The organism is Parasphingopyxis sp. (assembly GCF_028279465.1).
Classification (GTDB): domain Bacteria; phylum Pseudomonadota; class Alphaproteobacteria; order Sphingomonadales; family Sphingomonadaceae; genus Parasphingopyxis.
Window position 1 is genome coordinate 97,587 of record NZ_JANQNS010000008.1, and the last position, 19,808, is coordinate 117,394.

17 protein-coding genes and 1 tRNA gene are annotated in these 19,808 nt (G+C 62.6%); 8 read left to right on the forward strand and 10 right to left on the reverse strand.

The window, feature by feature from the left end:
* Window positions 1-102 precede the first annotated feature (102 nt).
* From Q0974_RS04770 to Q0974_RS04790, 5 genes are all read right to left on the reverse strand, one after another.
* Entirely contained in the window at window positions 103-795 is a 693-nt protein-coding gene (locus Q0974_RS04770) for a class I SAM-dependent methyltransferase (RefSeq protein WP_299323260.1), read from the reverse strand.
* Window positions 795-1,922 carry a peptide chain release factor 2 gene (gene prfB / locus Q0974_RS04775; protein WP_299323261.1) on the reverse strand — a complete coding sequence of 376 codons (1,128 nt, stop codon included), beginning with the start codon at window positions 1,920-1,922 and terminating at the stop codon, window positions 795-797. The genes Q0974_RS04770 and prfB overlap by 1 nt, the downstream gene beginning before the upstream one ends.
* Window positions 1,923-1,983: 61 nt before the next feature.
* Window positions 1,984-2,949, reverse strand: coding sequence for a DUF3137 domain-containing protein (locus Q0974_RS04780; RefSeq protein ID WP_299323263.1), 966 nt, complete (start codon window positions 2,947-2,949; stop codon window positions 1,984-1,986).
* A 128-nt stretch (window positions 2,950-3,077) separates the two neighbouring features.
* Window positions 3,078-5,627, reverse strand: a complete 2,550-nt coding sequence (locus tag Q0974_RS04785) for a transglycosylase domain-containing protein (protein WP_299323265.1) — start codon at window positions 5,625-5,627, stop codon at window positions 3,078-3,080.
* 81 nt (window positions 5,628-5,708) lie between these two features.
* Window positions 5,709-6,917, reverse strand: a complete 1,209-nt coding sequence (locus Q0974_RS04790) for an N-acetylmuramoyl-L-alanine amidase (RefSeq protein ID WP_299323268.1) — start codon at window positions 6,915-6,917, stop codon at window positions 5,709-5,711.
* Window positions 6,918-7,457: 540 nt separating this feature from the next.
* On the opposite strand from Q0974_RS04790, the gene Q0974_RS04795 reads away from it, so the two are divergent.
* The 3 genes from Q0974_RS04795 (at window position 7,458) to Q0974_RS04805 (ending at window position 12,132) form a co-directional block, all read left to right on the forward strand.
* Window positions 7,458-9,857 (forward strand): Rne/Rng family ribonuclease, encoded by a 2,400-nt coding sequence (locus tag Q0974_RS04795; protein ID WP_299323269.1) that lies wholly within the window; start codon window positions 7,458-7,460, stop codon window positions 9,855-9,857.
* A gap of 67 nt (window positions 9,858-9,924) precedes the next feature.
* Entirely contained in the window at window positions 9,925-11,349 is a 1,425-nt protein-coding gene (locus Q0974_RS04800) for a M48 family metalloprotease (protein WP_299323272.1), read from the forward strand.
* Window positions 11,350-11,370: 21 nt separating this feature from the next.
* Complete coding sequence (locus Q0974_RS04805; protein ID WP_299323274.1) at window positions 11,371-12,132, forward strand: DsbA family protein; 762 nt, start codon at window positions 11,371-11,373, stop codon at window positions 12,130-12,132.
* On the opposite strand, the gene Q0974_RS04810 is transcribed toward Q0974_RS04805, so the two are convergent.
* From Q0974_RS04810 to Q0974_RS04820, 3 genes are read right to left on the reverse strand one after another with little or no spacing between them, the layout of a single operon-like run.
* The gene (locus Q0974_RS04810; protein WP_299323277.1) at window positions 12,129-12,950 is read right to left on the reverse strand and encodes a hypothetical protein; all 822 of its coding nucleotides are present in this window, start codon (window positions 12,948-12,950) and stop codon (window positions 12,129-12,131) included. The two genes, Q0974_RS04805 and Q0974_RS04810, sit on opposite strands and share 4 nt — an antisense overlap.
* Window positions 12,951-12,966: 16 nt before the next feature.
* Window positions 12,967-13,617: an RlmE family RNA methyltransferase gene (locus Q0974_RS04815; protein WP_299323279.1), complete on the reverse strand. Its 651-nt coding sequence runs from the start codon at window positions 13,615-13,617 to the stop codon at window positions 12,967-12,969.
* Window positions 13,614-14,687: a Ppx/GppA phosphatase family protein gene (locus tag Q0974_RS04820; RefSeq protein ID WP_299323282.1), complete on the reverse strand. Its 1,074-nt coding sequence runs from the start codon at window positions 14,685-14,687 to the stop codon at window positions 13,614-13,616. Before Q0974_RS04820 ends, Q0974_RS04815 begins: the two co-directional genes overlap by 4 nt.
* Window positions 14,688-14,832: 145 nt before the next feature.
* Between Q0974_RS04820 and Q0974_RS04825 the strand changes: the two genes are divergently transcribed.
* From Q0974_RS04825 to Q0974_RS04845, 5 genes are all read left to right on the forward strand, one after another.
* Window positions 14,833-14,906, forward strand: a tRNA-Gln gene (locus tag Q0974_RS04825).
* Window positions 14,907-14,999: 93 nt separating this feature from the next.
* Window positions 15,000-15,296 (forward strand): metalloregulator ArsR/SmtB family transcription factor, encoded by a 297-nt coding sequence (locus Q0974_RS04830; protein ID WP_299323284.1) that lies wholly within the window; start codon window positions 15,000-15,002, stop codon window positions 15,294-15,296.
* A complete protein-coding gene (locus tag Q0974_RS04835; protein WP_299323286.1) occupies window positions 15,293-15,952 on the forward strand; it encodes an SdpI family protein in 660 nt (219 codons plus the stop codon). The genes Q0974_RS04830 and Q0974_RS04835 overlap by 4 nt, the downstream gene beginning before the upstream one ends.
* A gap of 79 nt (window positions 15,953-16,031) precedes the next feature.
* The gene (locus Q0974_RS04840) at window positions 16,032-16,904 is read left to right on the forward strand and encodes a cytochrome b/b6 domain-containing protein (RefSeq protein WP_299323288.1); all 873 of its coding nucleotides are present in this window, start codon (window positions 16,032-16,034) and stop codon (window positions 16,902-16,904) included.
* A complete protein-coding gene (locus Q0974_RS04845) occupies window positions 16,904-17,674 on the forward strand; it encodes a molybdopterin-dependent oxidoreductase (RefSeq protein ID WP_299323291.1) in 771 nt (256 codons plus the stop codon). The genes Q0974_RS04840 and Q0974_RS04845 overlap by 1 nt, the downstream gene beginning before the upstream one ends.
* A 123-nt stretch (window positions 17,675-17,797) precedes the next feature.
* Here the strand turns inward: Q0974_RS04845 and Q0974_RS04850 are convergent, their stop codons facing one another.
* Together Q0974_RS04850 and Q0974_RS04855 are read right to left on the reverse strand one after the other, a co-directional pair.
* Complete coding sequence (locus Q0974_RS04850) at window positions 17,798-18,523, reverse strand: hypothetical protein (RefSeq protein ID WP_299323293.1); 726 nt, start codon at window positions 18,521-18,523, stop codon at window positions 17,798-17,800.
* 8 nt (window positions 18,524-18,531) lie between these two features.
* The gene (locus Q0974_RS04855; RefSeq protein WP_299323294.1) at window positions 18,532-19,743 is read right to left on the reverse strand and encodes a toxic anion resistance protein; all 1,212 of its coding nucleotides are present in this window, start codon (window positions 19,741-19,743) and stop codon (window positions 18,532-18,534) included.
* Window positions 19,744-19,808 lie beyond the last annotated feature (65 nt).

Here is a 19,808-nt window from a genome sequence, read left to right on the forward strand (position 1 = left end):
TTTTTCGGGTAGGTCAGCAGATGTCGAGTGGGATCGAACGGGTAGTTCGATGTGCCGTAAAGACGGCCTTTTGGCCCAAACTCCAGTCCTAGCGAGAGAGCCTCAATCCTGTCCGCAGGGTTCGATCTCTTCGGGCTCCGGCCTCTCGCCGACGCGTTCGAACATCGCGAAATAGCCGCCCATATCGGGCATCGGGCGATAAACGACGCGGCGATAGCCGACGGCTTCGAATTCGCATTCGAGCAAGTCCGGCGGCGTACCATGGCGATTGGTCGGGCGGTCGGCATCGACGACGATCACCCGGCCGCCTTCGCGCAGTGCGGGCCGCATGTTCCAGAGGAATTCGTACGGGCTTTCGATCTCGTGATACATATGGACCATGAAAATCCGGTCGAAACTGTCGGGCGGCAGTTTGGGATCGGCGAACTCGCCGAGCCGCACGCTGACATTGTCGAGCTGTTCGCGCGTGACGCGCTCGGCCAGCCGGTCGCGGGTTTCGGGGATCACGTCCTGGGCGAGCACCCGGCCGCGATCGCCGACGCGCGGCGCGAGGCGCACCGTATAATAGCCATTGCCGGCGCCGATATCGGCGACGGTCATGCCCTCTTCGATATCGGCCATGTCCATCACCGTCTCGGCCTCGTTGACCCGGTCGCGCGATGCCTCGTCAGAGAACTGGCTCGAGACGATATCGGAAACCGGCCGGTCGGCGGGCGGGAAGACGGATTTGTCCTCGCGCGCGATGATGTCGCAGGCGCCAACGGCCAATAGCAAAAGGCATGCGGCAAGGCGCATCAATCTATATCCTCGACCTCGACTTGTTCCCCTGTCACGCGCTGGGATAGCGCCGCGGCCATGAACTTGTCGAGTTCCCCGTCGAGCACATCGGAGGGCGAAGAGGAGGTGACGCCGGTGCGCAAGTCCTTAACCATCTGATACGGCTGGAGGACATAAGACCGGATCTGGTTGCCCCAGCCGATATCCGTCTTACTCGCTTCGACGGCATTGGCCTCTTCCTCGCGCCGCCGCAGCTCGGCCTCGTAGAGCCGCGCCTTGAGCATGCTCATCGCTTCGGCCCGATTCTTGTGTTGGGATCGTTGCGATTGCGAGGCGACGACAATGCCGGTGGGTTCGTGCGTGATGCGCACCGCGCTGTCGGTCGTGTTCACATGCTGGCCGCCCGCGCCCGAGGCGCGATAGGTATCGACCCGCAGGTCGCTCTCGGCGATCTCGATTTCGATATCCTCGTCGATCACCGGATAGACCCAGACGCTGGAAAAGCTCGTATGGCGGCGCGCGGAGCTGTCATAGGGTGAGATACGGACGAGCCGATGGACGCCGCTTTCGGTCTTGGCATAGCCATAGGCATTCTCGCCCTTGAATAGCAGTGTTACCGATTTGACGCCGGCCTGTTCACCGGCCTGATAGTCGACAATCTCGACCTTGAAGCCGCGCCGTTCGGCCCAGCGTTGGTACATGCGCTGCAGCATCTCGGCCCAATCTTGGCTCTCCGTGCCCCCGGCACCGGCGTGTATCTCGAGATAGGTGTCGTTGCCGTCCGCTTCGCCGGCGAGCAGCGCTTCGGTCTTGTCATGCTCGGCGCGTTCGGCGAGCGCGGCCAGCGCCGCGACGGCATCATCGACCAGACCGTCATCGCCCTCGGCCTCGGCCAGCTCGATCATCTCGGCGGCATCGTCGCGTTCCTGGCTGATCTTCCGCACGGCCGTCATCGCCGCGTCGAGCCGCCCGCGCTCACGCATGATTTCGCGCGCCGCTTTGGGATCATCCCAGAGCGACGCGTCCTCGACCTTGGCGTTCAACTCGTTGAGCCGCGCTTTCGCGACGTCCCAGTCGAGAAAGCGGCGTAACAGGCCGACCGCCTGATTGATCTGATCGATATGGGCTTGCGCTTCGGCGCGCATCGAGTCTCTCTTTCGGTAAAGGTTCCGGGCTGCCGCGAGTTAGCCGCGTCGGCTGTGCGCTTCAAGCGCTGCCGGATGCCTTCTCGGCAAGGATGTGTAGAAAACGGGAAATCCGGGCGATGTCTTCGCGCACCGTGTCCACGCGCGCGCGATCATTGCCCGGACGCAGTATCACGCTTTCGAACAGTTTCTTGGCCGAGACGGTGACGACCACATATTTTCCCGTGACAGCGAATGAGAGCGGGTTGAGCCGGAAGATACGGCCAATGAAACCGGGGCGGAAATGGTCGACCAGCGCAGCTATTTCCCGCCGCATATCGGCATCGAAGAAATCGCGGACCGCCTCGGCGCTGTCGCCCATGGCGCGGTATCTGCGATCGAACTGTTCGTCGCCGGTTTCGAATTCTTGCAGGGGATCCTCCTCCCGCGATTTGCGTATGCGGCGCGTCATATGCGTACGCCGCGACAGCAGCTTGATCGCATGGCCGCCGTCCGTCTTCAGGTCGATGGCGGCCAGCGCACCCCTGAAATATGTGGTACTGTATTCGCCGTTGCTCGAGCGGGTTTGGGTATCGGTGATCCGGATGACATGCTCGGCATCGTAGCGTTCCCAACGATCCTCGAACAACGCGATATCGCCCTTGTCGAACAGGCCGGCAGCGGCCGCCTCTCCGAATTCCGGCGGCCGGATGGCCTCAGGCTCGTAGGTGAAACCGATATCCTGAGCGATTGCGCCGTTGATCTCCCGTTTCAGCCGGTTGACCGCTATCTTGGCGCTTCGCGTGCTCCGGAGATAGGTCAGCAACGCCAGCACGAACACGGCCATGGATATGGCGAATGTTATCGTGCCGTCCGCGGCATCTATCCCGACAATCGCAAGGTATAGCGCCGGGGCGGCCAGGGTGATCACTATTGCCGCGATTATGACGGCCGTGAACACCAGCCCGCGCCGGGTCCGTTCGGCGCGCGTTTCTTCGAGCTTCCGATAGGCGAATTCGCTCGCCGTGTTGATGGCCCCATCGGTCATTCGCGAGTCTCCCACTTGCGCGACCGACGCTTATTGTAACGTGGCGCACCGCAATGGGGCAATCGGCCGAAATTCCGGCGCTATTGTTAAGGACTCGGCCCGCGATATCGTCCGTAAAGATGCGCGGCTTAGTAGATGCCGCCTTCGGATTGCAGGAATTCGCTGTCGTTGCGCGGTGCGTCGATTTCGACCGTATTCTGCTCGGCCTCATTCAGGACAGGACGCGCAGGGCGGCGCGCGAGGACGTCGCGGCGGATCGTTCGCGTCGGCTCGCTATCGGGTCGGAACGCCTCCCAGATGATCGCGCTGTGCGAGTCCTGGCTCGGCCAGCCGCCGAAGACGCGGCGGCCGCTGCGCCGGTCGATCCTGACCATGCGAATGCCACGCGGCGCGCGGAACGGGATAACGGCCTGGTCTTCCAGGGTTTCCGCCATGAACTGGCGGAAGATCGGCGCGGCGAGCGTGCCGCCCGCGCCAAAGCCGAGACTGCGATTCTGCCGGTCATAGCCCATGTAAACACCCGCCACGAGGTTGGCCGTGCCGCCGACGAACCAGACATTGGTCGGGCCCGTCGTCGTGCCCGTCTTGCCGAAGATCGGATGGCCGAGATCGCGCAGGATCGTCGCCGTGCCGCGCTGGATCACGCCTTCCAGGATATGCACCATCTGGAAGGCCGTCATCGGGTCAATGATCTGGCGGCCGGGTACGGGCGGGCGCGGCATGCGTCCGCCATCCCAATCATCGGCATTGCAGCCCTCGCAGGCGCGCCAATTGGCCGGATAGATCACTTCGCCGCGCCGGTCCTGCACATAATCGATCAGCGACGGGCCAACATCGCGCCCGTGATTGGCGAGCATGCCATAGGCGTTGACGATGCGGAGCACCGAAGTGTCGCCCGAGCCGAGCGATGTCGAGAGGAATGGCTCATGCTCGCCGATACCGGCATTGCTGATCAGTTCGACGACATTTTCCATGCCGGTTTCGGACGCCGTGCGCACAGTCATCAGGTTGCGCGACTGTTCGAGGCCCCAGCGCAGCGTCTGCGGGCCGGCAACGCCGCCGCCCGAGTTACGGAAGCACTTCCGGCCCAGAGTTGCGCCCTGATAGACGCAGAAGGGTCCGTCGACGATGATCGAGGCTGGGGTCATCCCGTTCTCGAGCGCCGCGGCGTAGACGAACGGCTTGATGCTCGATCCCGGTTGCCGCTCAGCCTGGGTTGCCCGGTTGAAATCTTCGAGCCCGGAACTGAATCCGCCCTGCATCGCATAGACGCGTCCGGTCTGGACGTCTTCGACGACCATGCCGCCAGATATATCCGGGACTTTGACGAAGGCGTAGCCGCTGCCCGAGGGGCGGACCGTGATGATGTCGCCGGGCTGCATCGTCGAGAAAGCCGTGCCGCCGCCGCGCCGCGCAACCGATGCCGAACCGCGCGAGAGCGAGGCGGTTTCGCCATCGGCGAAGCCGATCTGCGCGGCGCTCGCATCTTTCGAAATGACGACAGCGACGCGCCAGTCTTCATAATCCACCGAAAGGTTCGCGCTGGCGAGCCGCGATCGCCACTCCCCATCATCCATCGGGATCGTGGCGACAGGACCCGCCCAGGGCCGGCCGCGGTCGAAGCGCAACAGGCCGGCGCGCAATGCGTTCTCGGCGCTGGCCTGCATATCGGGATCGTAGGAGGTGCGGACCCAGAGGCCGCCGGAATAGACGCCATAGGGGCCGTCTTCGGCATCATCGCCGAAGCTGTCGACGAGAATGCGCCGGACCTCTTCCATATAATAGCCGTCGACATTGTCGGTTACCGACTGGGTCGACCGCGTCGTTCCGAGTGGCTCGGCGCGGGCGGCCGTATATTCGGCCTCGCTGATCCAGTCATTGTCGCGCATCAGCTCGAGCACGACATTGCGGCGGCCGATCGCGGCATCCGGGTTCGTAATCGGATTGTAGCGCGACGGCGCCTGCGGAAGGCCGGCGAGGAAAGCGGCTTCATGCAGTTCCAGGTCGGCGACATCCTTATCGAAATAGGCGCGGGACGCGGCCTGTACGCCATAGGCGTTCCGCCCGAGGAAAATCTGGTTCAGATAGAGTTCGAGGATCCGCTGTTTGGTCAGCGCGCCCTCGATCCGGGTGGCGAGGATAGCCTCACGAATCTTGCGCGTGATCGAATATTCGTCCGTCAGCAGCAGGTTCTTCGCGACCTGCTGGGTGATCGTCGAGCCGCCGCGCGCGCGCTCTTCGGCGCCAGTAACCTCGATCCGGACAAAGTCGATGGCGGCCGCCGCAAGGCCCGGATAATCGAGCCCGTTATGGCTAAAGAAATCCGCGTCCTCTGCGGCAAGGAAAGCGCGGATCAGCTGCGGCGGATATTCCTCGAAAGCGAGCTCCACCCTGCGCTCCCGCGCGAAACTCTGCACCGGTTCGCCATTCACGTCGCGTACGAAGGTCGGCAGCGCGGGCTCGTAATCGAGCAGCGTATCGGTCGAGGGCAGATCGCGCATGAAGGTGAACCAGAAGGCGATCAGGCCCAGTATAGCTATACCGAGCAGATAGAGCGGCCAGCGATAACGGCGCTTGCTCAACACGCGTCTCAACCCGGCGAAAAAACCCTTGGTTTCGCGCCGGAGCTTCACGTCCATGCTGGTTTCGCCAGTATCGTTCTGGGCAATATCCGTCATCGCCCGACGGTTTACCAGTTTTGACTATCGATGCCAGCCGGTTTTTATGTTGCGCCCGGCAATCCGCCGCAAATTCTGACCCTAGTCGGTGCTGGTCGTACGCCGGGCGAAATGTGTCTCGATCGCCTCGGCGAGACCGCGTGCGATAGCGCGCTGTCCTTCGCGCGAGAAAAGCCGCCGGGCATCCTGCGCGTTGGTCAGATATCCCGATTCGAAAAGAACAGACGGCATATCCGGCGCCTTGAGCACCGCGAAACCGGCAAAACGATGATAATCGTTGCGAAACGGCATATGGTCTCCGCCCTCGCGCCGTAGCAACGAGGCAAAACGCGCCGAAATGTTCATCGTCTCGCGCTGGGTCAGGTCGATCAGGATCGAGCGCACATCGTCATCCTCGCCGCCGAGATTGACGCCGTTGATAATGTCGGCCGCGTTTTCGCGTCGTGCAAGGCGCGCCGTTTCCGCGTCCGATGCCACTTCGGAGAGCGTGTAGATGGTAGCGCCGCTCGCGTTCGTGTTCGGGGCGCTGTCGGCATGGATGGAGATGAACAGCTCGCCGCCGAGGCGCCGCGCGATCTCGTAGCGCTCACGCAGGACCAGGAAACGGTCATCGTCGCGGGTCAGCGCCACCCGCACACGGCCTGATGCGAGCAACGCGTCGCGGGTCGCGAGTGCGATCGCCAGCACCACGTCCTTTTCATAGACATTGCCAAAGGGCGAAATCGCGCCCGGGTCGTGGCCGCCATGACCGGCATCGATCACGACGAGCGGCCGGCCGCGCGGACCCTGAATTTCCGGCAATTCCATCTGATTGGCAGGCGTCGCGCGTGGCAAGCGTACCGTTAGCTCGCCCCGGCCGCGCGGCGGGCGGGCGCGAAAGGCTGCTGGCGGCAGGAAGCTGGCGCGCCCGGCATCGGCCGCGCTGGCGAACTGGACCCGGCTCGCGGGCCGGATATCGAGCGTAAATTCTCGGCCATTGTCCGAGAAACGCCCATTCTGGAAGACCGCGGGGCGCGCGAGATCGAGCACGAGGCGCGCTGTCTGCGGGTTATACTGGCCCTGCCGGATCGCACGGATCGGGCCGGCCTGGCCCGTGGCGCTGCCGGCGCGCGCACCGGCAATATCGATCGCGATGCGATAGGGATTGTCGAGCACAAAGGCGGACGCGTTTTCGACCGTATCGTCGAATTGCACGGTGATCCGCTCCGGCGTGACGTTCACCGCCTGAATGGCGGTCGCCAGGGCCGGCTGCCAACCGAAGATCGCGAAAATGGCGAGCAGCAGGGACATGGTCCCATATTGCCGCGCTACCCCCCCTTTGGTCCAGCGCAAACACATGATTAAGGTTACCCTTGTTCTTTTTCGTTCGGGCTGTGGGCTAAGGCGTGCGCTTCAAAACGAGGTGAAATAGTCCGGTTAACAGCGGGTTCACCATGTTTGTCCGGGCTTTATCCGCCATGTCAGCCATGCTTTTTCTTGCCGTTGCGAGGCCGCGCTGCTAGCGATTTCAGGTGCAGGGGTTGATTGTGCCGGTTGGCATGGCAACTTTACTGCCACAGATGGTCGGCGCAATTTCGCCCGACCCGCCAGGTTGAAGCTGCATGAGGCATATACTTCCCGAATATGAGGCGATGCGCGGTTCGCGCCGTTCCGTGTTCGTGGACAGTCGTCCCGCCCCTGAGGCCGGACATGCCGATTCAGCAGACGCAATTTATTCCAATTCACCGCGAATGGGCGCGACGCCATGCGCGATCGCCAATCGCCCATTCCCATCAGTTTTCATGTCCGCACCGCCCGCATGGACGGATCGGCATGATCGGAGACACATAAATGGCAACGCGTATGTTGATCGATGCGCGCCACCGGGAAGAAACCCGTGTGGCCGTCGTCCAAAACAACCGGATCGAGGAATTTGATTTCGAATCCGAAGAGCATAAGCAGCTCAAGGGAAATATCTATCTCGCCAAGGTAACCCGGGTCGAACCCTCGCTGCAGGCGGCCTTTGTCGATTATGGCGGCAATCGCCACGGCTTCCTCGCCTTCAGCGAAATCCATCCCGATTATTATCAGATCCCCAAAGAAGACCGGGACAAGCTGCTCGCCGAAGAAGTCGAGCAGGCGAAGGAAGAGGCCAAGCTTCGCGAGGACGAAGACGAAGAGCAGGCCGAGCAGGAGGCCGCCGATGACGACGAGGAGGGCGATGAGCCCGAAGTCGAGGAAACGGGCGACGCCGATGCCGATGAAGAGCATCATGACGAACCCTCTGTAAAGAATATCCGCAAGCGCCGGATGGACCTGCGCCGCCGCTACAAGATTCAGGATGTGATCAAGCGCCGGCAGGTGCTGCTCGTCCAGGTCGTCAAGGAAGAGCGCGGCAATAAAGGCGCGGCGCTGACCACTTATCTGTCGCTCGCCGGGCGCTATTGCGTATTGATGCCGAATACGTCGCATGGCGGCGGGATCAGCCGGAAAATTTCGAACGCGTCTGACCGCAAGCGGCTGAAATCGGTGATTTCCGAGCTCAACCTGCCGGACACGATGGGCTGTATCGTGCGCACCGCCGGCATGACGCGCACCAAGACCGAAATCAAACGCGATTTCACCTATCTGGCGCGCCTGTGGGACGAAATTCGGGACGCCACGCTCAAGGCGACGGCGCCGGAGAAGATCTACACCGATAGCGATCTTATCAAGCGCGCGATCCGCGATATCTATAATCGCGATATCAGCGAGGTGATCGTCGAGGGCGAGGAGGGCTACAAGGCCGCCAAATCCTTCATGAAACTGCTGATGCCGAGCCATGCGCGCCGCGTGCAGCAATATGCGGACGCGACGCCGCTATTCCAGCGCTATCAGGTCGAAGATCAGCTCAGCGCAATGTATCAGCCGCTCGTCCAGCTCAAATCCGGCGGCTATCTGGTCATCAACCCGACCGAAGCTTTGGTGTCTATCGACATCAACTCGGGGCGCTCGACGCGCGAGCATAATATCGAGCAAACGGCGCTCAAGACCAATATCGAGGCGGCGCGCGAGATTGCGCGCCAGTTGCGCCTGCGCGACATGGCGGGCCTCGTCGTGATCGATTTCATCGACATGGATCATCGCTCGAACAACCGGAAGGTGGAAGGCGCGCTCAAGGACGCGCTCAAGAACGATCGCGCGCGCATCCAGGTCGGCCGGATTTCGTCTTTCGGCCTCCTTGAAATGAGCCGGCAGCGGCTGCGCACGGGCGTACTCGAAGCCTCGACCATTCCCTGCCCGCATTGCGATGGCACAGGCCTGATGCGCACGCCCTCGTCCGCGGGCCTGTCCGCGCTCCGCATGCTCGAAGAGGAGGCGGCGAAGGGCAAGGGGTCGAAACTGTCATTGACCTGTTCGCGCGACGCGGCGGTCTATGTGCTGAACTCCAAGCGCAAGGATTTGGGCGAGATCGAAGAGCTGTACGGCGTTTCGATCGAAGTCATGCCCGAGCGCACGCTCGAAGGCGCAGCGATGGAAGTCTCCGCGTCCGGCCCGGCCCCGACCAAAAAGGTCGAGATCGTGCCGCTCGAACTCGATGACGATGATGAGGATATCGTCGACGAGATCGAGGAAGAGCAGGAGGAGGAAAAGCCGAAATCCCGCCGTCGTCGTGGACGGCGCGGCGGCCGCGGTCGGCGCAGCAAGGCCAAGACCGAGGATACGGCCGGTAAGGCAGACGAGAAGACCGAAGACGCGACGCAGTCCGCTGATGACGGCGAAGAGGACGCGCCGCCGAAGAAATCGCGCCGGGGCCGCCGCGGCGGCCGCCGCCGAAAAAGCGCCGAGGATACGGCTCAGCCGGAAGCCGAAGAATCGGCCGAAAAGGGCGAGGCAAAGGCCGATGAAGCCGCTAGCGAGTCTGCAGACGCCAAGGCGGACAAACCCAAGCGCAGTCGGAGCCGCAAAAAGGCGGATTCCGAAACCGAGCAGGCGGACAGCAAAACCGATGCGTCGGCAAGCGAAGACACGGCGGAGGAAAAGCCGAAGCGCAGCCGCTCGCGCAAAAAGGCCGAGCCGGCCAAGGCCAATGGCGAGGCACCGGCTGATGATGCCGCGGAATCGCAATCGGCGGGTTCCGGCGGTTCGCGGACACAGGCCAATGGCAGCGAAGCGCCGGCGGAAGAGGCTGTGCCGGACGCTGCCGCGCAAAGCGAAGGCGAGGACAAGCCCGCGCGGCGCGGCTGGTGGCAGCGGACATTCGGCGAATAGGCGTAAGATGACATCCGGCCCTTCATTTTCATGCCGGGTTCATATGCCGAACCTGACAAGGGCCATAATGCGTTCCCCTGCGTTCATTCCCGCCGTTTCGGCGCGTATCGTGTCGCGTTTCGCGCTCGTGCTGCTTTTGAGCCTGCTCATGGCGGTGCGCCCGGTTTCGGCACAGTCAATCCTGCGCGACGCGGAAACGGAAACGCTGCTCAACGACATGGCGGCACCGCTGGTCGAAGCGGCCGGGCTCGAGCCCAATGGGTTCGAGATCGTTCTCGTCTCCGATCGCAGCATCAACGCCTTCGTGGCGGGCGGACAACGCGTCTTCATCCATTCGGGCCTAATCATGGCGGCGGACAACGCCAATGAGGTGCAGGGCGTCATCGCGCATGAGATCGGCCATGTGACCGGCGGCCATGTGATCGCGATTCAGGATGCGATGGGCGATGCGGGCGGCATCAGCATCCTCTCGCTCATTCTTGGCGCGGCCGCGATCGCGGCGGGCGCGGGCGAGGCGGGTCTTGCGATGCTATCGGCCGGTTCGCGCGCGGCGATCGGCAATTTTCTCGCCTTCAGCCGGACGCAGGAATCGGCCGCGGATCTGGCCGGCGCGCAATATCTTTCCGACGCCGGGATCAGCGGCCGCGGCAGCCTCGCCTTTTTCCGTCGACTGCAAAATCTCGAATATCGGCTGAATATCCCGCAGGATAACAGCTACGAACGCACACACCCGCTGACCGGCGAACGGCTGGCGATCCTCGAAGAACTCTATCAGAATGACCCGGCCTGGAATGCGGAAACCGACCCCGAACTCGAAGCCCGGTTTCAGCGGGCCCGCGCCAAACTCATCGGCTTCGTGCAGCAGCCCGAACAGACGCTGATCAATTATCCTGAGAGCGATATGTCGGTGCCCGCGCGCTATGCCCGGGCTTATGCCTATCACAAACAGGCTTTTCCGGATCGCGCACTTGCCGAGGTGGACTCGTTGCTAGCGGGCGCGCCGGGCGATCCCTATTTCCTCGAACTGCGCGGCCAGATTCTGCTCGAATCCGGCCGGCCGGAGGATGCGCTGGAGGATTTGCGGATGGCGCTTGCCAATTCGCGCAATCACCCACTGATCGCCTCGATGTTCGGTCACGCGCTGATCGCGACCGAAGATGAACAGCATCTGGCCGAAGCGCGCCGCGTGCTGCGTACGGCGGTAGCCCGGGACAATCGCAATCCGTTCGCCTGGCGGCGTCTCGGCTATATCTATTCGCAGCAAGGCGATCTCGCCCGCGCCTATCTGGCGACGGCCGAATATGCGACCCTAGCCGGATCGCCGCAGGAAGCGCTGGTCAATGCGCGCCAAGCCATGCAAGGAATACCGCAAGGTACGCCCGATTGGTTGCGCGCCCAGGATATCGCACTGATTGCCGAGAATTTTATCGAAGAGCATGGTGATCGGCGCCGTCGCCGGGCGCAAGCAGATCAGGCAGATCAGGCAGAGTAGAAACGGATACGGGATACGAACATGAACCGCTGGATCATGGCTGGCGCTATTGCACTGATCGCGGCTGTCGCTGCGTTCTTCATCCTGCGACCGGACGGCTCGGCCGCGGCTGACGGCCGGACCGAGGTCGATCTGCCCGCCGGGCTTGAACGCGAAGAACTCGAAACCGTCATCCGCGAATATATTCTGGCCAATCCGGAGATTATTCCCGAGGCGATGGAGCGGCTGCAAGAACGCCGCATGGTGCAGATGATCTCCACGGTGCGCGACGAACTCGAAACGCCATTCGAGGGTGCTTGGATCGGCGCGGCGGATGCCGATGTCACCGTCGTCGAGTTTTTCGATTATGCCTGCGGCTTCTGCCGTACGAGCCTGCCTGATATCGAGCGGCTCATCGCCGAGGACCCGAATGTGCGCGTCGTGTTCCGAGAACTGCCGATCCTGAGCGAAGAAAGCGTGGACGCAGCGCGGGTCAGCCTGTCGGCGGCGAAGCAACGCGAATATTTCGAATTTCATCAGGCGATGTATGCTGCGGGCCGCCCGGGTGCGGCATCGATTGCCGAGGCGCAGCGCAGCGCCGGTCTCGATGCGGCGCAAGTCCGCCGCGATCTCGATGACGCGGCGATCGAGGCGGAGCTGCGCCGGAACCGCGACCTCGCCGTGCAGCTCGAGGTGAACGGCACCCCGGCCTTTGTGGTTGGCGATCGGATTTTGGCTGGTGCAGTCGGTTACGACCGGCTTCGCGAAGCGGTGGCCGAAGCGCGGGCGGCGTCAGGCGACTAAGCTTTTGCCAGATCGGCAAGCGGGATCATATCCGCTTCCGCCATAGTATCTGGCATGAAGATGATCGAGCGCGACGGCGGCAGGAACCAGAGCACCGCCCGGGCGAAGTTGTCGGCATGCGCGTCGCTGCCAAATGCGTCTCGCGACACATTGACGACGAGCGAGCGCGAGGGCTGCATCTCGGCAGACATCATTACCGAGACGCGTGGCTGTTCGATCTTCCAAATCTCCTTGAGATGACGGTCCAGCGCGCGTGCTGCCTCGGGCGAGAGATAGTCGGCCGACGGCGTCCCCTGCATGACTTTCGATCCGGCCTTGAGCCTCACATTGCCGGCATCCGGGGCGCCGCGCGTTTCCGCGATATCGACGGGATCGCCGCGCCAATCACGATAGCGCAGGATGCTCTCGATCATGCCCATCGGGATCACGTAAATCGGCTCTTCGGCCCGTGCGTCCGCGAACAGGACAGCGCCCGACCCCGCATCGAGACAGGGCTGGGTCAGACCGGCGAGATTATGGGCGACGAATTCGTCTGCCGAGGGCATGTCGAACCGCAAATAGGCGAAGCCGTCCAGCCCCACGAATGGTGTCGAGGACGGAATTTCGATCGCGGCGGTCCAGAGAGCGGTGAAGAAATCATACTGCCAACTTGTGTCGCGCTGTTCGGCGGGCACAGCGGCCAGCTGTTCGAGCCGTCGCGTCATGTCGGGATCGGGCAGCGGCTCGCCATTGATATCAATGGCGAGAGTCGGCACGTCAGGTTGCGCGGGCGCCGGCGGGGTCCCGTCTTTGCCAAAGAGTTTACCGAACAGGCCCATTCTCGCCTCCTCAGGCTCAATCCTTGGGGTCTTGGCCCTTAAACCCTTTCGCGATCACATACCATTCCGATGAGCCTTTGCGGCTGGCCGGCGGCTTGGCGTGTTTGACGCTGGCGAAATTGCGCTTGAGCTCGGCAACGAGTGTATTGTCCGCGCCGCCCGCCAGCACTTTGGCGACGAATACGCCGCCGGGGCGCAGCACTTCGGTCGCGAACAGGGCGGCGGCCTCGACCAGCGCCATTGTGCGCAGATGATCGGTCTGTTTGTGGCCGACAGTGTTTGCGGCCATGTCGGACATTACGAGGTCTGCTTCGCCGCTCAGCGCTTCGGTCAACGTCTCCGGCGCGTCATCGTCGAGAAAATCCATTTCGAAGATCGTCACCCCTTCGATCGGATCGGTGCGGAGCAGATCGATTCCGACGATTTTGGCGTTCGGCGCTCGCTGTCGCGCGACCTGCGACCAGCCGCCCGGCGCAATGCCGAGATCGACGATCCGCCGCGCGCCCTTGAGCAGTCCGAACCGCTCGTCGAGTTCGATGAGTTTGTAGGCAGAGCGCGCGCGATACCCGTCTTTCTGGGCCTTTTTGACATAGGGGTCGTTGATCTGCCGCTCGATCCAGCGGCGCGAGGATTCGGACCGTCCGCGCGCCTTGCGGACCCGTTTCATCGGTCGGCCGCCATCATCGAGCGCAAGATGCCCTCGCGAATGCCGCGATCGGCGATGCCGATCCGTTCGGCGGGCCAGATATCGAGTATCGCCTCGAGAATGGCGCAGCCGGCGACGACGAGATCGGCGCGCTCGGCTCCGATGCACGGGATTTCCGCACGCTCGGGCACGGATTTATGCGCAAGATCGGTGCTCACCGCCCGCAGCGCTTCGGAGGGCAGAACCAGGCCGTCGATCTTGCTGCGGTCATAGCTTGGCAGTTTGAGATGGACGCTGGCCAGCGTCGTTACCGTGCCGCTCGTGCCGAGCAGGCGCGGCTGATAGCCGATCGTGGGCAGGGTAGAGGCGAAATCGGCAAAGCTCTTGGCGACGCGGTTGCGCATGCGCTGATAGGTGTCGAGCCGGTCTTCCAGCGTCGTCAGGTCGTTGAATTCCTTTTCCGCCAGGCTCACCACGCCCCAAGGCGCGCTGTACCAGGAGAGGATTTGCGGCTCGCCCTCGCGCTCGCCGAGGCCGTTGGGCTCGATCAATACGAGCTCGGTCGAGCCGCCGCCGATATCGAAGATCAGCGCCGGGCCGTCGCCGGGTTCGAGCAGGATGTGACAGCCCAGTACTGCGAGCCGCGCTTCCTCGCGCGGGCTGATGATATCGAGCGCGATGCCGGTTTCTTCGCGGACCCGGCGGACAAAATAGCGGCCATTGGCAGCCCTTCTGCAGGCTTCGGTCGCGACCGAGCGCGCCAGGCTGACATGACGGCGGCGTAGCTTGTCGGCGCAGATCGAGAGCGCCGATATCGAGCGGTCTATGGCGGCATCGCTGAGCCGGCCTGTCTTGGAGAGGCCTTCGCCGAGCCGCACGATGCGCGAAAAGGCATCGATCACGGTAAAGCCGTCCTCGGCCGGCCGCGCGATCAGCAGTCGGCAATTGTTGGTGCCGAGATCGAGCGCGCCATAGCTGCGGCGGCTGCGATAGGCCTGTCCGTTGCGATGATGGGATTTGTGCTGACGGTTGGGCGCAGCGCGCGGCGACGCGCCGGGTTCTGGTCTGGGGCTGGCGAATTTGTCGTCCACGCCGGTTACTTCTTCTAACGCTTATGTTTTCCGAAACGGCTTGTGCCGTCGGTACTTGCGATCAGACTAGCCCAAAGCCCGGCAAAAGAGCAAGTTGGGCACATTGACAGCATTTGCCGTGCTGCCTATGTCGCCGCCTCCCGGTTGCCCCGTCGTCTAATGGTAAGACTACGGACTCTGACTCCGTCAATCGTGGTTCGAATCCACGCGGGGCATCCAGCTTCTCCGAAAAACGCAGCCCGACCCTTCACCCAAACGTCGTCTGCCTTATTTAGCATTGATGCTAATTAGCCTCTATGCTAAGCAATCTGCATGCAGGATTGTTTCAAAGCCTTGTCGCATCCGATCCGTCGCGCGGTGCTTGCGCAATTGCGCAAGGGCGATGCGACGGCGGGAATGTTAGCCGAGCAGTTCGACGTCTCGGCGCCGACTATGTCACGCCATTTTCAGGTGTTGAAGGATGCAGGCCTGATCCTCGCGGAACGGCGCGGGACGGAGATTGTCTACAGCTTCAATGCGAGCGTAGCCGAGGAGATGGTCGGTGTCGTGGCGGCCCTGCTGGCGGGCAGGAATGCAGACGCGGTGACGGGTCGGGAGCGCGCACGATGATCTCGCCCTGGGTCAAACGCGTTACGATATTAGCGCTGGCGACGATGGCGCTCGCCTCGCTTGCCACTTGGCTGGTCCTGCCCGCCGATACGCGCATTCCGATGCAGTATGACGCGACCGGAGCGGTCAATCGCTATGGCAGCCTGGTGGAAGGCTTGATCCTTTTCCCGGCCATTGCGGCGGGGCTGTTCGTGCTGTTCCTGTTCCTCGCGCGTAACGAACCCCGGCGGGAGAATTTGCAGCGCAGCCGCCCGATGCTCGACTGGTCGATCGCGGGCACGATGGCGCTGCTCATGGTGCTGCATCTGGCGACGCTCGGCATCGCGGCCGGATGGGCGATTTCGATTACCGATCTGGTGAGCGGCGCGACTGGCATCTTCTTCGTCATATTGGGCAATTTCCTGCCCAAGACGCGGCCCAATTTCCTCGTCGGTGTGCGCACGCCATGGACACTCTCAAGCGATCATAGCTGGCTGCGCACCCATATCCTCGCCGGTCGCGGCTTTATCGGGCTCGGGCTGCTGATCATCGGCGCGACACTTTTCACGCCGGCCATCGCGATCTATCTAATCGTGGGTGGGAGCCTCATGCTCGTGGCCATTCTGACCATGGCAAGCTGGCTCTACTGGCGCAACGATCCACACCGCCACGCCTGAGTCTTTTCTCCGTCACCCTGTAACGTCATCGCCATCGCGCGCGAATGAGCCTATGGATGGCTTTGAAAAGGGGTAGAAAATGGCGAGAGACGATACTGAGCCGCAACCCGGCGAACTGGTAAAACGGCACAGGATTTCCACTCGGCTCTGGCACTGGACCAACGCCATTGCGATCATCGTGCTGCTGATGAGCGGGCTCTCCATTTTTAACGCCCATCCGCGGCTATACTGGGGCAGCTATGGCGCGAATTTCGACGAGGCCTGGCTCGAAATCTACAGCGAGGACGATCGCGGTTATCTTGAGATCGGCGACTGGCGCTGGGACACAACCGGCGTGCTCGGCCGCTGGACGGAACCCGACGGCGATATCTCGACCCGGGCCTTCCCGCACTGGTCGACCATTCCCGGCTATTACAGCCTTGCGACCGGGCGGCTCTGGCACTTCTTCTTCGGCTGGATTTTCGTGCTGGCAGGGCTCGCCTACTGGTTCTGGAGTTTCGGCAACCGCCATGTGCAGCGCGATCTCGCGCCCAAGCGAAAAGAGTTATCGCTTCGCCATATCTGGCACGATATCAAGGACCATGCCCGGTTGCGCTTCCCGACCGGGGCCGAGGCGCTGAACTACAATATCCTGCAGAAGCTCAGCTATCTGATCGTGCTGTTCGTGCTGCTGCCGCTGATCGTGCTGACGGGCCTGACCATGTCGCCGACGATGAACGCAGCCTGGCCCTGGCTGCTCGATATTTTCGGCGGCCGGCAATCGGCGCGCTCGATCCACTTTATTGTCGCCTTCCTGATCACCGGTTTCATCGCCGTCCACCTGATCATGGTGGTGCTCGCCGGACCGTATAACGAAATCCGCTCGATGATTACGGGCCGCTTCCGCCTGCCCAAAGAGAAGGCGCCGAAAGCTGCGCCCGCCACCGATACACCCGCCGAGGAGTCCGCATAATGGCTATCATGACGAACCGCCGAAAACTTCTCGCCGGGCTGGGCAGTTCTGTGCTGCTCGCGGGCTGCGACAGCTGGAGCCGCAATGAGCGCGTCAGAGAGATTCTCGCCTCGGCCGAAGGGCTGACAATGCGCGCCCAGCGGCTGATCACGGACCGTGAGGCGCTGGCGCGAGAATTCACGCTGGCCGAGATCTCGCCGCGCTTCCGCGCCAATGGCAGCCGCACCGCCGAAACGGCGCAGGGCAGGGACTATCAGGAGATGCTCGCCAACAATTTCGCCGATTTCCGGCTGCAGGTCGATGGGCTCGTCCAGCGCCCGCTCTCGCTGTCGCTGGCGGACCTCAGATCCATGCCGAGCCGGACGCAGATCACGCGGCACGATTGCGTCGAAGGCTGGAGCGCGATCGGCCAATGGAAGGGGACGCCGCTCTCGCGCATCCTCGATCTCGCCGGCCTGCGCGATAACGCCAACTATATCGTTTTCCATTGCGCGGACACCTATGGCGCGCAGAACCGGCCTTACTATGAGAGCATCGACCTGATCGACGCCTTCCACCCGCAGACGATCCTCGCCTATGACATGAATGGCGACGTGCTGCCCGAAGCGCATGGCGCACCCCTGCGCGCCCGGATCGAGCGGCAGCTCGGCTATAAGCATGCGAAATTCGTGATGCGGCTCGAGGCGGTCGAGAGCTTCGACAATATTTACGGCGGCAAGGGCGGCTATTGGGAAGATGTCGGCGACTATGCCTGGTATGCGGGGATTTGATGGACGCAGAATTGGCCGATGTCGTCATTGCGAGCATAGCGAAGCAATCCAGAGCCTCAAGCGTACCGTCTGCAGCTCTGGATTGCTTCGTCGCCTTCGGCTCCTCGCAATGACGACAAACGGTTAGGATTCCTCCCGCATATCCTCATCGCCTTGATATTTGAGCTTGAGGAACGTTTTCTGCGTCGCCAGCGCGTCGAGTTCGCCGCTCGCGAGCTGGCGGGTCATGCGGCTGATTTCGTCATTGACGATGTCGAGGCCTTCGACGAGCTGCTTTTCGGGCGTGCGGCCGCCATGGCTTTCCTCGCGGCGGAGATGATCGGGTACGCGTTTATAGCCTTCGACGAGTTCGGGTAGCTCGACGCCGACCAGGCGGCGCACCTCGACGGCCGCCGGTTCGCGGGGATCGAGATTGGCGAGCTGCGGGCGCAATTCCTCAAGTCGCACGGCAATCTGGTCGAGCTTGCGGTTGGCGGGCGCGGGCAGGGCGAGCCGCTGTTTGGCCAGCCAGTTTTCGGTGTTGGAGGGCAAGGCGGGCAGCTCGCTCTCCATCAGCTTTTCCTGCGTCACGGCCGATTCGCGGCTGCCCGCGATCAGCACTGTCAGCATCACGAAGAAGGTCACGAGCACCGTCAGCATCATCCAGGCGAAGCCGAAGCTGCCGATGAAGAGTCCCGCCGCCGTCATGCCGAGGATAGCGACCAGCGAAATCAGCACGCCGCGGCGTAACCGCCGGACGAACGCCTGCTGGCGGCGCTGGCGCTGGCGGCGCGCCAGTTCGCGCGCCTGCGGCGATACGCGGCGGAGCAGTTCGTCGGCCTGGGCGAGGATACGATCGCTGGTGGTCACTTAGGTTCTTATCCCTCAAGCGCTTCGAACGGGGTGGCCTGGCTCTTCGATGCGCCTTCGGCCCGGGCGATATAGCCTTTCGACTTTTCGACCTCGTCGGACAGGACGGTGACCGTCTGCTTCATCGAGCCCAATGCTTCCAGCTTGAACCGGTCGATCTCGTCCATCGTATCGTAGATATTCTGGAAGGCGCGTTGCAGCGTTTCGAGCGGGATAGTCGAGGAGGCGGCCTGCTGATGGACGTCTGCCGTCGTCGTGCGCAGCATCTCGCCGGTCGAATCGATCATGTTCGCGGTCGTCTCGTTGAGCGCGGTGATCTGACCGAGCACCAGCTTCTGGTTGGTCATCGCCTGGGCGACGGTCACCGCCGTGCGCAGCGCGCCGACGGTCGTCGTCGAAGCGCGGTCGACGCCCTTGATCAGCTCGACATTGTTTTTCTTCACGAGATCGAGCGCGAGATAGCCCTGTACCGATACCGCCATCTGCGTGAGCAGATCCTGCGTCCGCTGGCGAATATAGAAGAGCGCGGTTTCCTTGATCGCCTTGGATTTTTCCGGATCGGTCACTTCGAGCTCGACAGCCTTTTCCTCAAGCTTCGCATCGAGCGCCTTGGCGACATAGATCATCTGCTCGAGCCGGCCCATCGCGTCCCACAGCTTCTGCCGTTCGACCGAGATTGCCGCATTGTCCTTGATCAGCTCGTCCTTGCCCGAGGCGAGGCGCTTCAGGATCGCGGCGATATGGCTCTGAGCGCTTTTGTAGGAATCGAAATAGTTGCGCAGCTTGCTGCCCCAGGGAATGATCCCGAAAATCTTGCGCCTCGAAGTCAGGTCGCCGCGCGAACCCGGATCGAGATCCTCGACCGTGCGGCGCAGCTCGGACAGGTCCGTGCCGATCGCGCTATTCTCGTCCATCGAACGGACGGGCCGGTCGAGAAACCGGTTGGACTGGCCGGCCGCATCCGCGATTTCCTTGCGGCCCATATTGGTGATCTGGTCGACCTTCTCGCCAAATTCGGGGCTGTTCGCGTCCAGTTCGACCAGCTCGCCGACAAAGCCGTTCACCTTCTCGTCGAGTTTCGCCTGTTTTTCGGGCTCGACGGGCACGAGGCCGGCGGCCTTTTCCGCCGTCACCGCGGGCACCGGATCGGGCGCGTCGAGCGTCAGGCCGGTATCGACCTTGGTGGCTGTTGTGGTTTCATTTGCCGGTGTCGTGGCCATGACTGTTTTCCTTCTCCTCGAACTCATCCCTAAATGCCGTCCGAGTGTGACTTTTTCAAGGTGCG

Excerpts from the sequence above, each read along its gene's own strand:
- Q0974_RS04810 (WP_299323277.1), bottom strand. The coding sequence starts at position 12,950 with ATGGGCCTGTTCGGTAAACTCTTTGGCAAAGACGGGACCCCGCCGGCG.
- Q0974_RS04830 (WP_299323284.1), top strand. The coding sequence starts at position 15,000 with ATGCAGGATTGTTTCAAAGCCTTGTCGCATCCGATCCGTCGCGCGGTG.
- Q0974_RS04790 (WP_299323268.1), bottom strand. The coding sequence starts at position 6,917 with ATGTCCCTGCTGCTCGCCATTTTCGCGATCTTCGGTTGGCAGCCGGCC.
- Q0974_RS04770 (WP_299323260.1), bottom strand. The coding sequence starts at position 795 with ATGCGCCTTGCCGCATGCCTTTTGCTATTGGCCGTTGGCGCCTGCGAC.
- Q0974_RS04805 (WP_299323274.1), top strand. The coding sequence starts at position 11,371 with ATGAACCGCTGGATCATGGCTGGCGCTATTGCACTGATCGCGGCTGTC.
- Q0974_RS04780 (WP_299323263.1), bottom strand. The coding sequence starts at position 2,949 with ATGACCGATGGGGCCATCAACACGGCGAGCGAATTCGCCTATCGGAAG.
- Q0974_RS04800 (WP_299323272.1), top strand. The coding sequence starts at position 9,925 with ATGCGTTCCCCTGCGTTCATTCCCGCCGTTTCGGCGCGTATCGTGTCG.
- prfB (WP_299323261.1), bottom strand. The coding sequence starts at position 1,922 with ATGCGCGCCGAAGCGCAAGCCCATATCGATCAGATCAATCAGGCGGTC.
- Q0974_RS04845 (WP_299323291.1), top strand. The coding sequence starts at position 16,904 with ATGGCTATCATGACGAACCGCCGAAAACTTCTCGCCGGGCTGGGCAGT.
- Q0974_RS04815 (WP_299323279.1), bottom strand. The coding sequence starts at position 13,617 with ATGAAACGGGTCCGCAAGGCGCGCGGACGGTCCGAATCCTCGCGCCGC.
- Q0974_RS04840 (WP_299323288.1), top strand. The coding sequence starts at position 16,032 with ATGGCGAGAGACGATACTGAGCCGCAACCCGGCGAACTGGTAAAACGG.
- Q0974_RS04795 (WP_299323269.1), top strand. The coding sequence starts at position 7,458 with ATGGCAACGCGTATGTTGATCGATGCGCGCCACCGGGAAGAAACCCGT.
- Q0974_RS04835 (WP_299323286.1), top strand. The coding sequence starts at position 15,293 with ATGATCTCGCCCTGGGTCAAACGCGTTACGATATTAGCGCTGGCGACG.
- Q0974_RS04855 (WP_299323294.1), bottom strand. The coding sequence starts at position 19,743 with ATGGCCACGACACCGGCAAATGAAACCACAACAGCCACCAAGGTCGAT.
- Q0974_RS04785 (WP_299323265.1), bottom strand. The coding sequence starts at position 5,627 with ATGACGGATATTGCCCAGAACGATACTGGCGAAACCAGCATGGACGTG.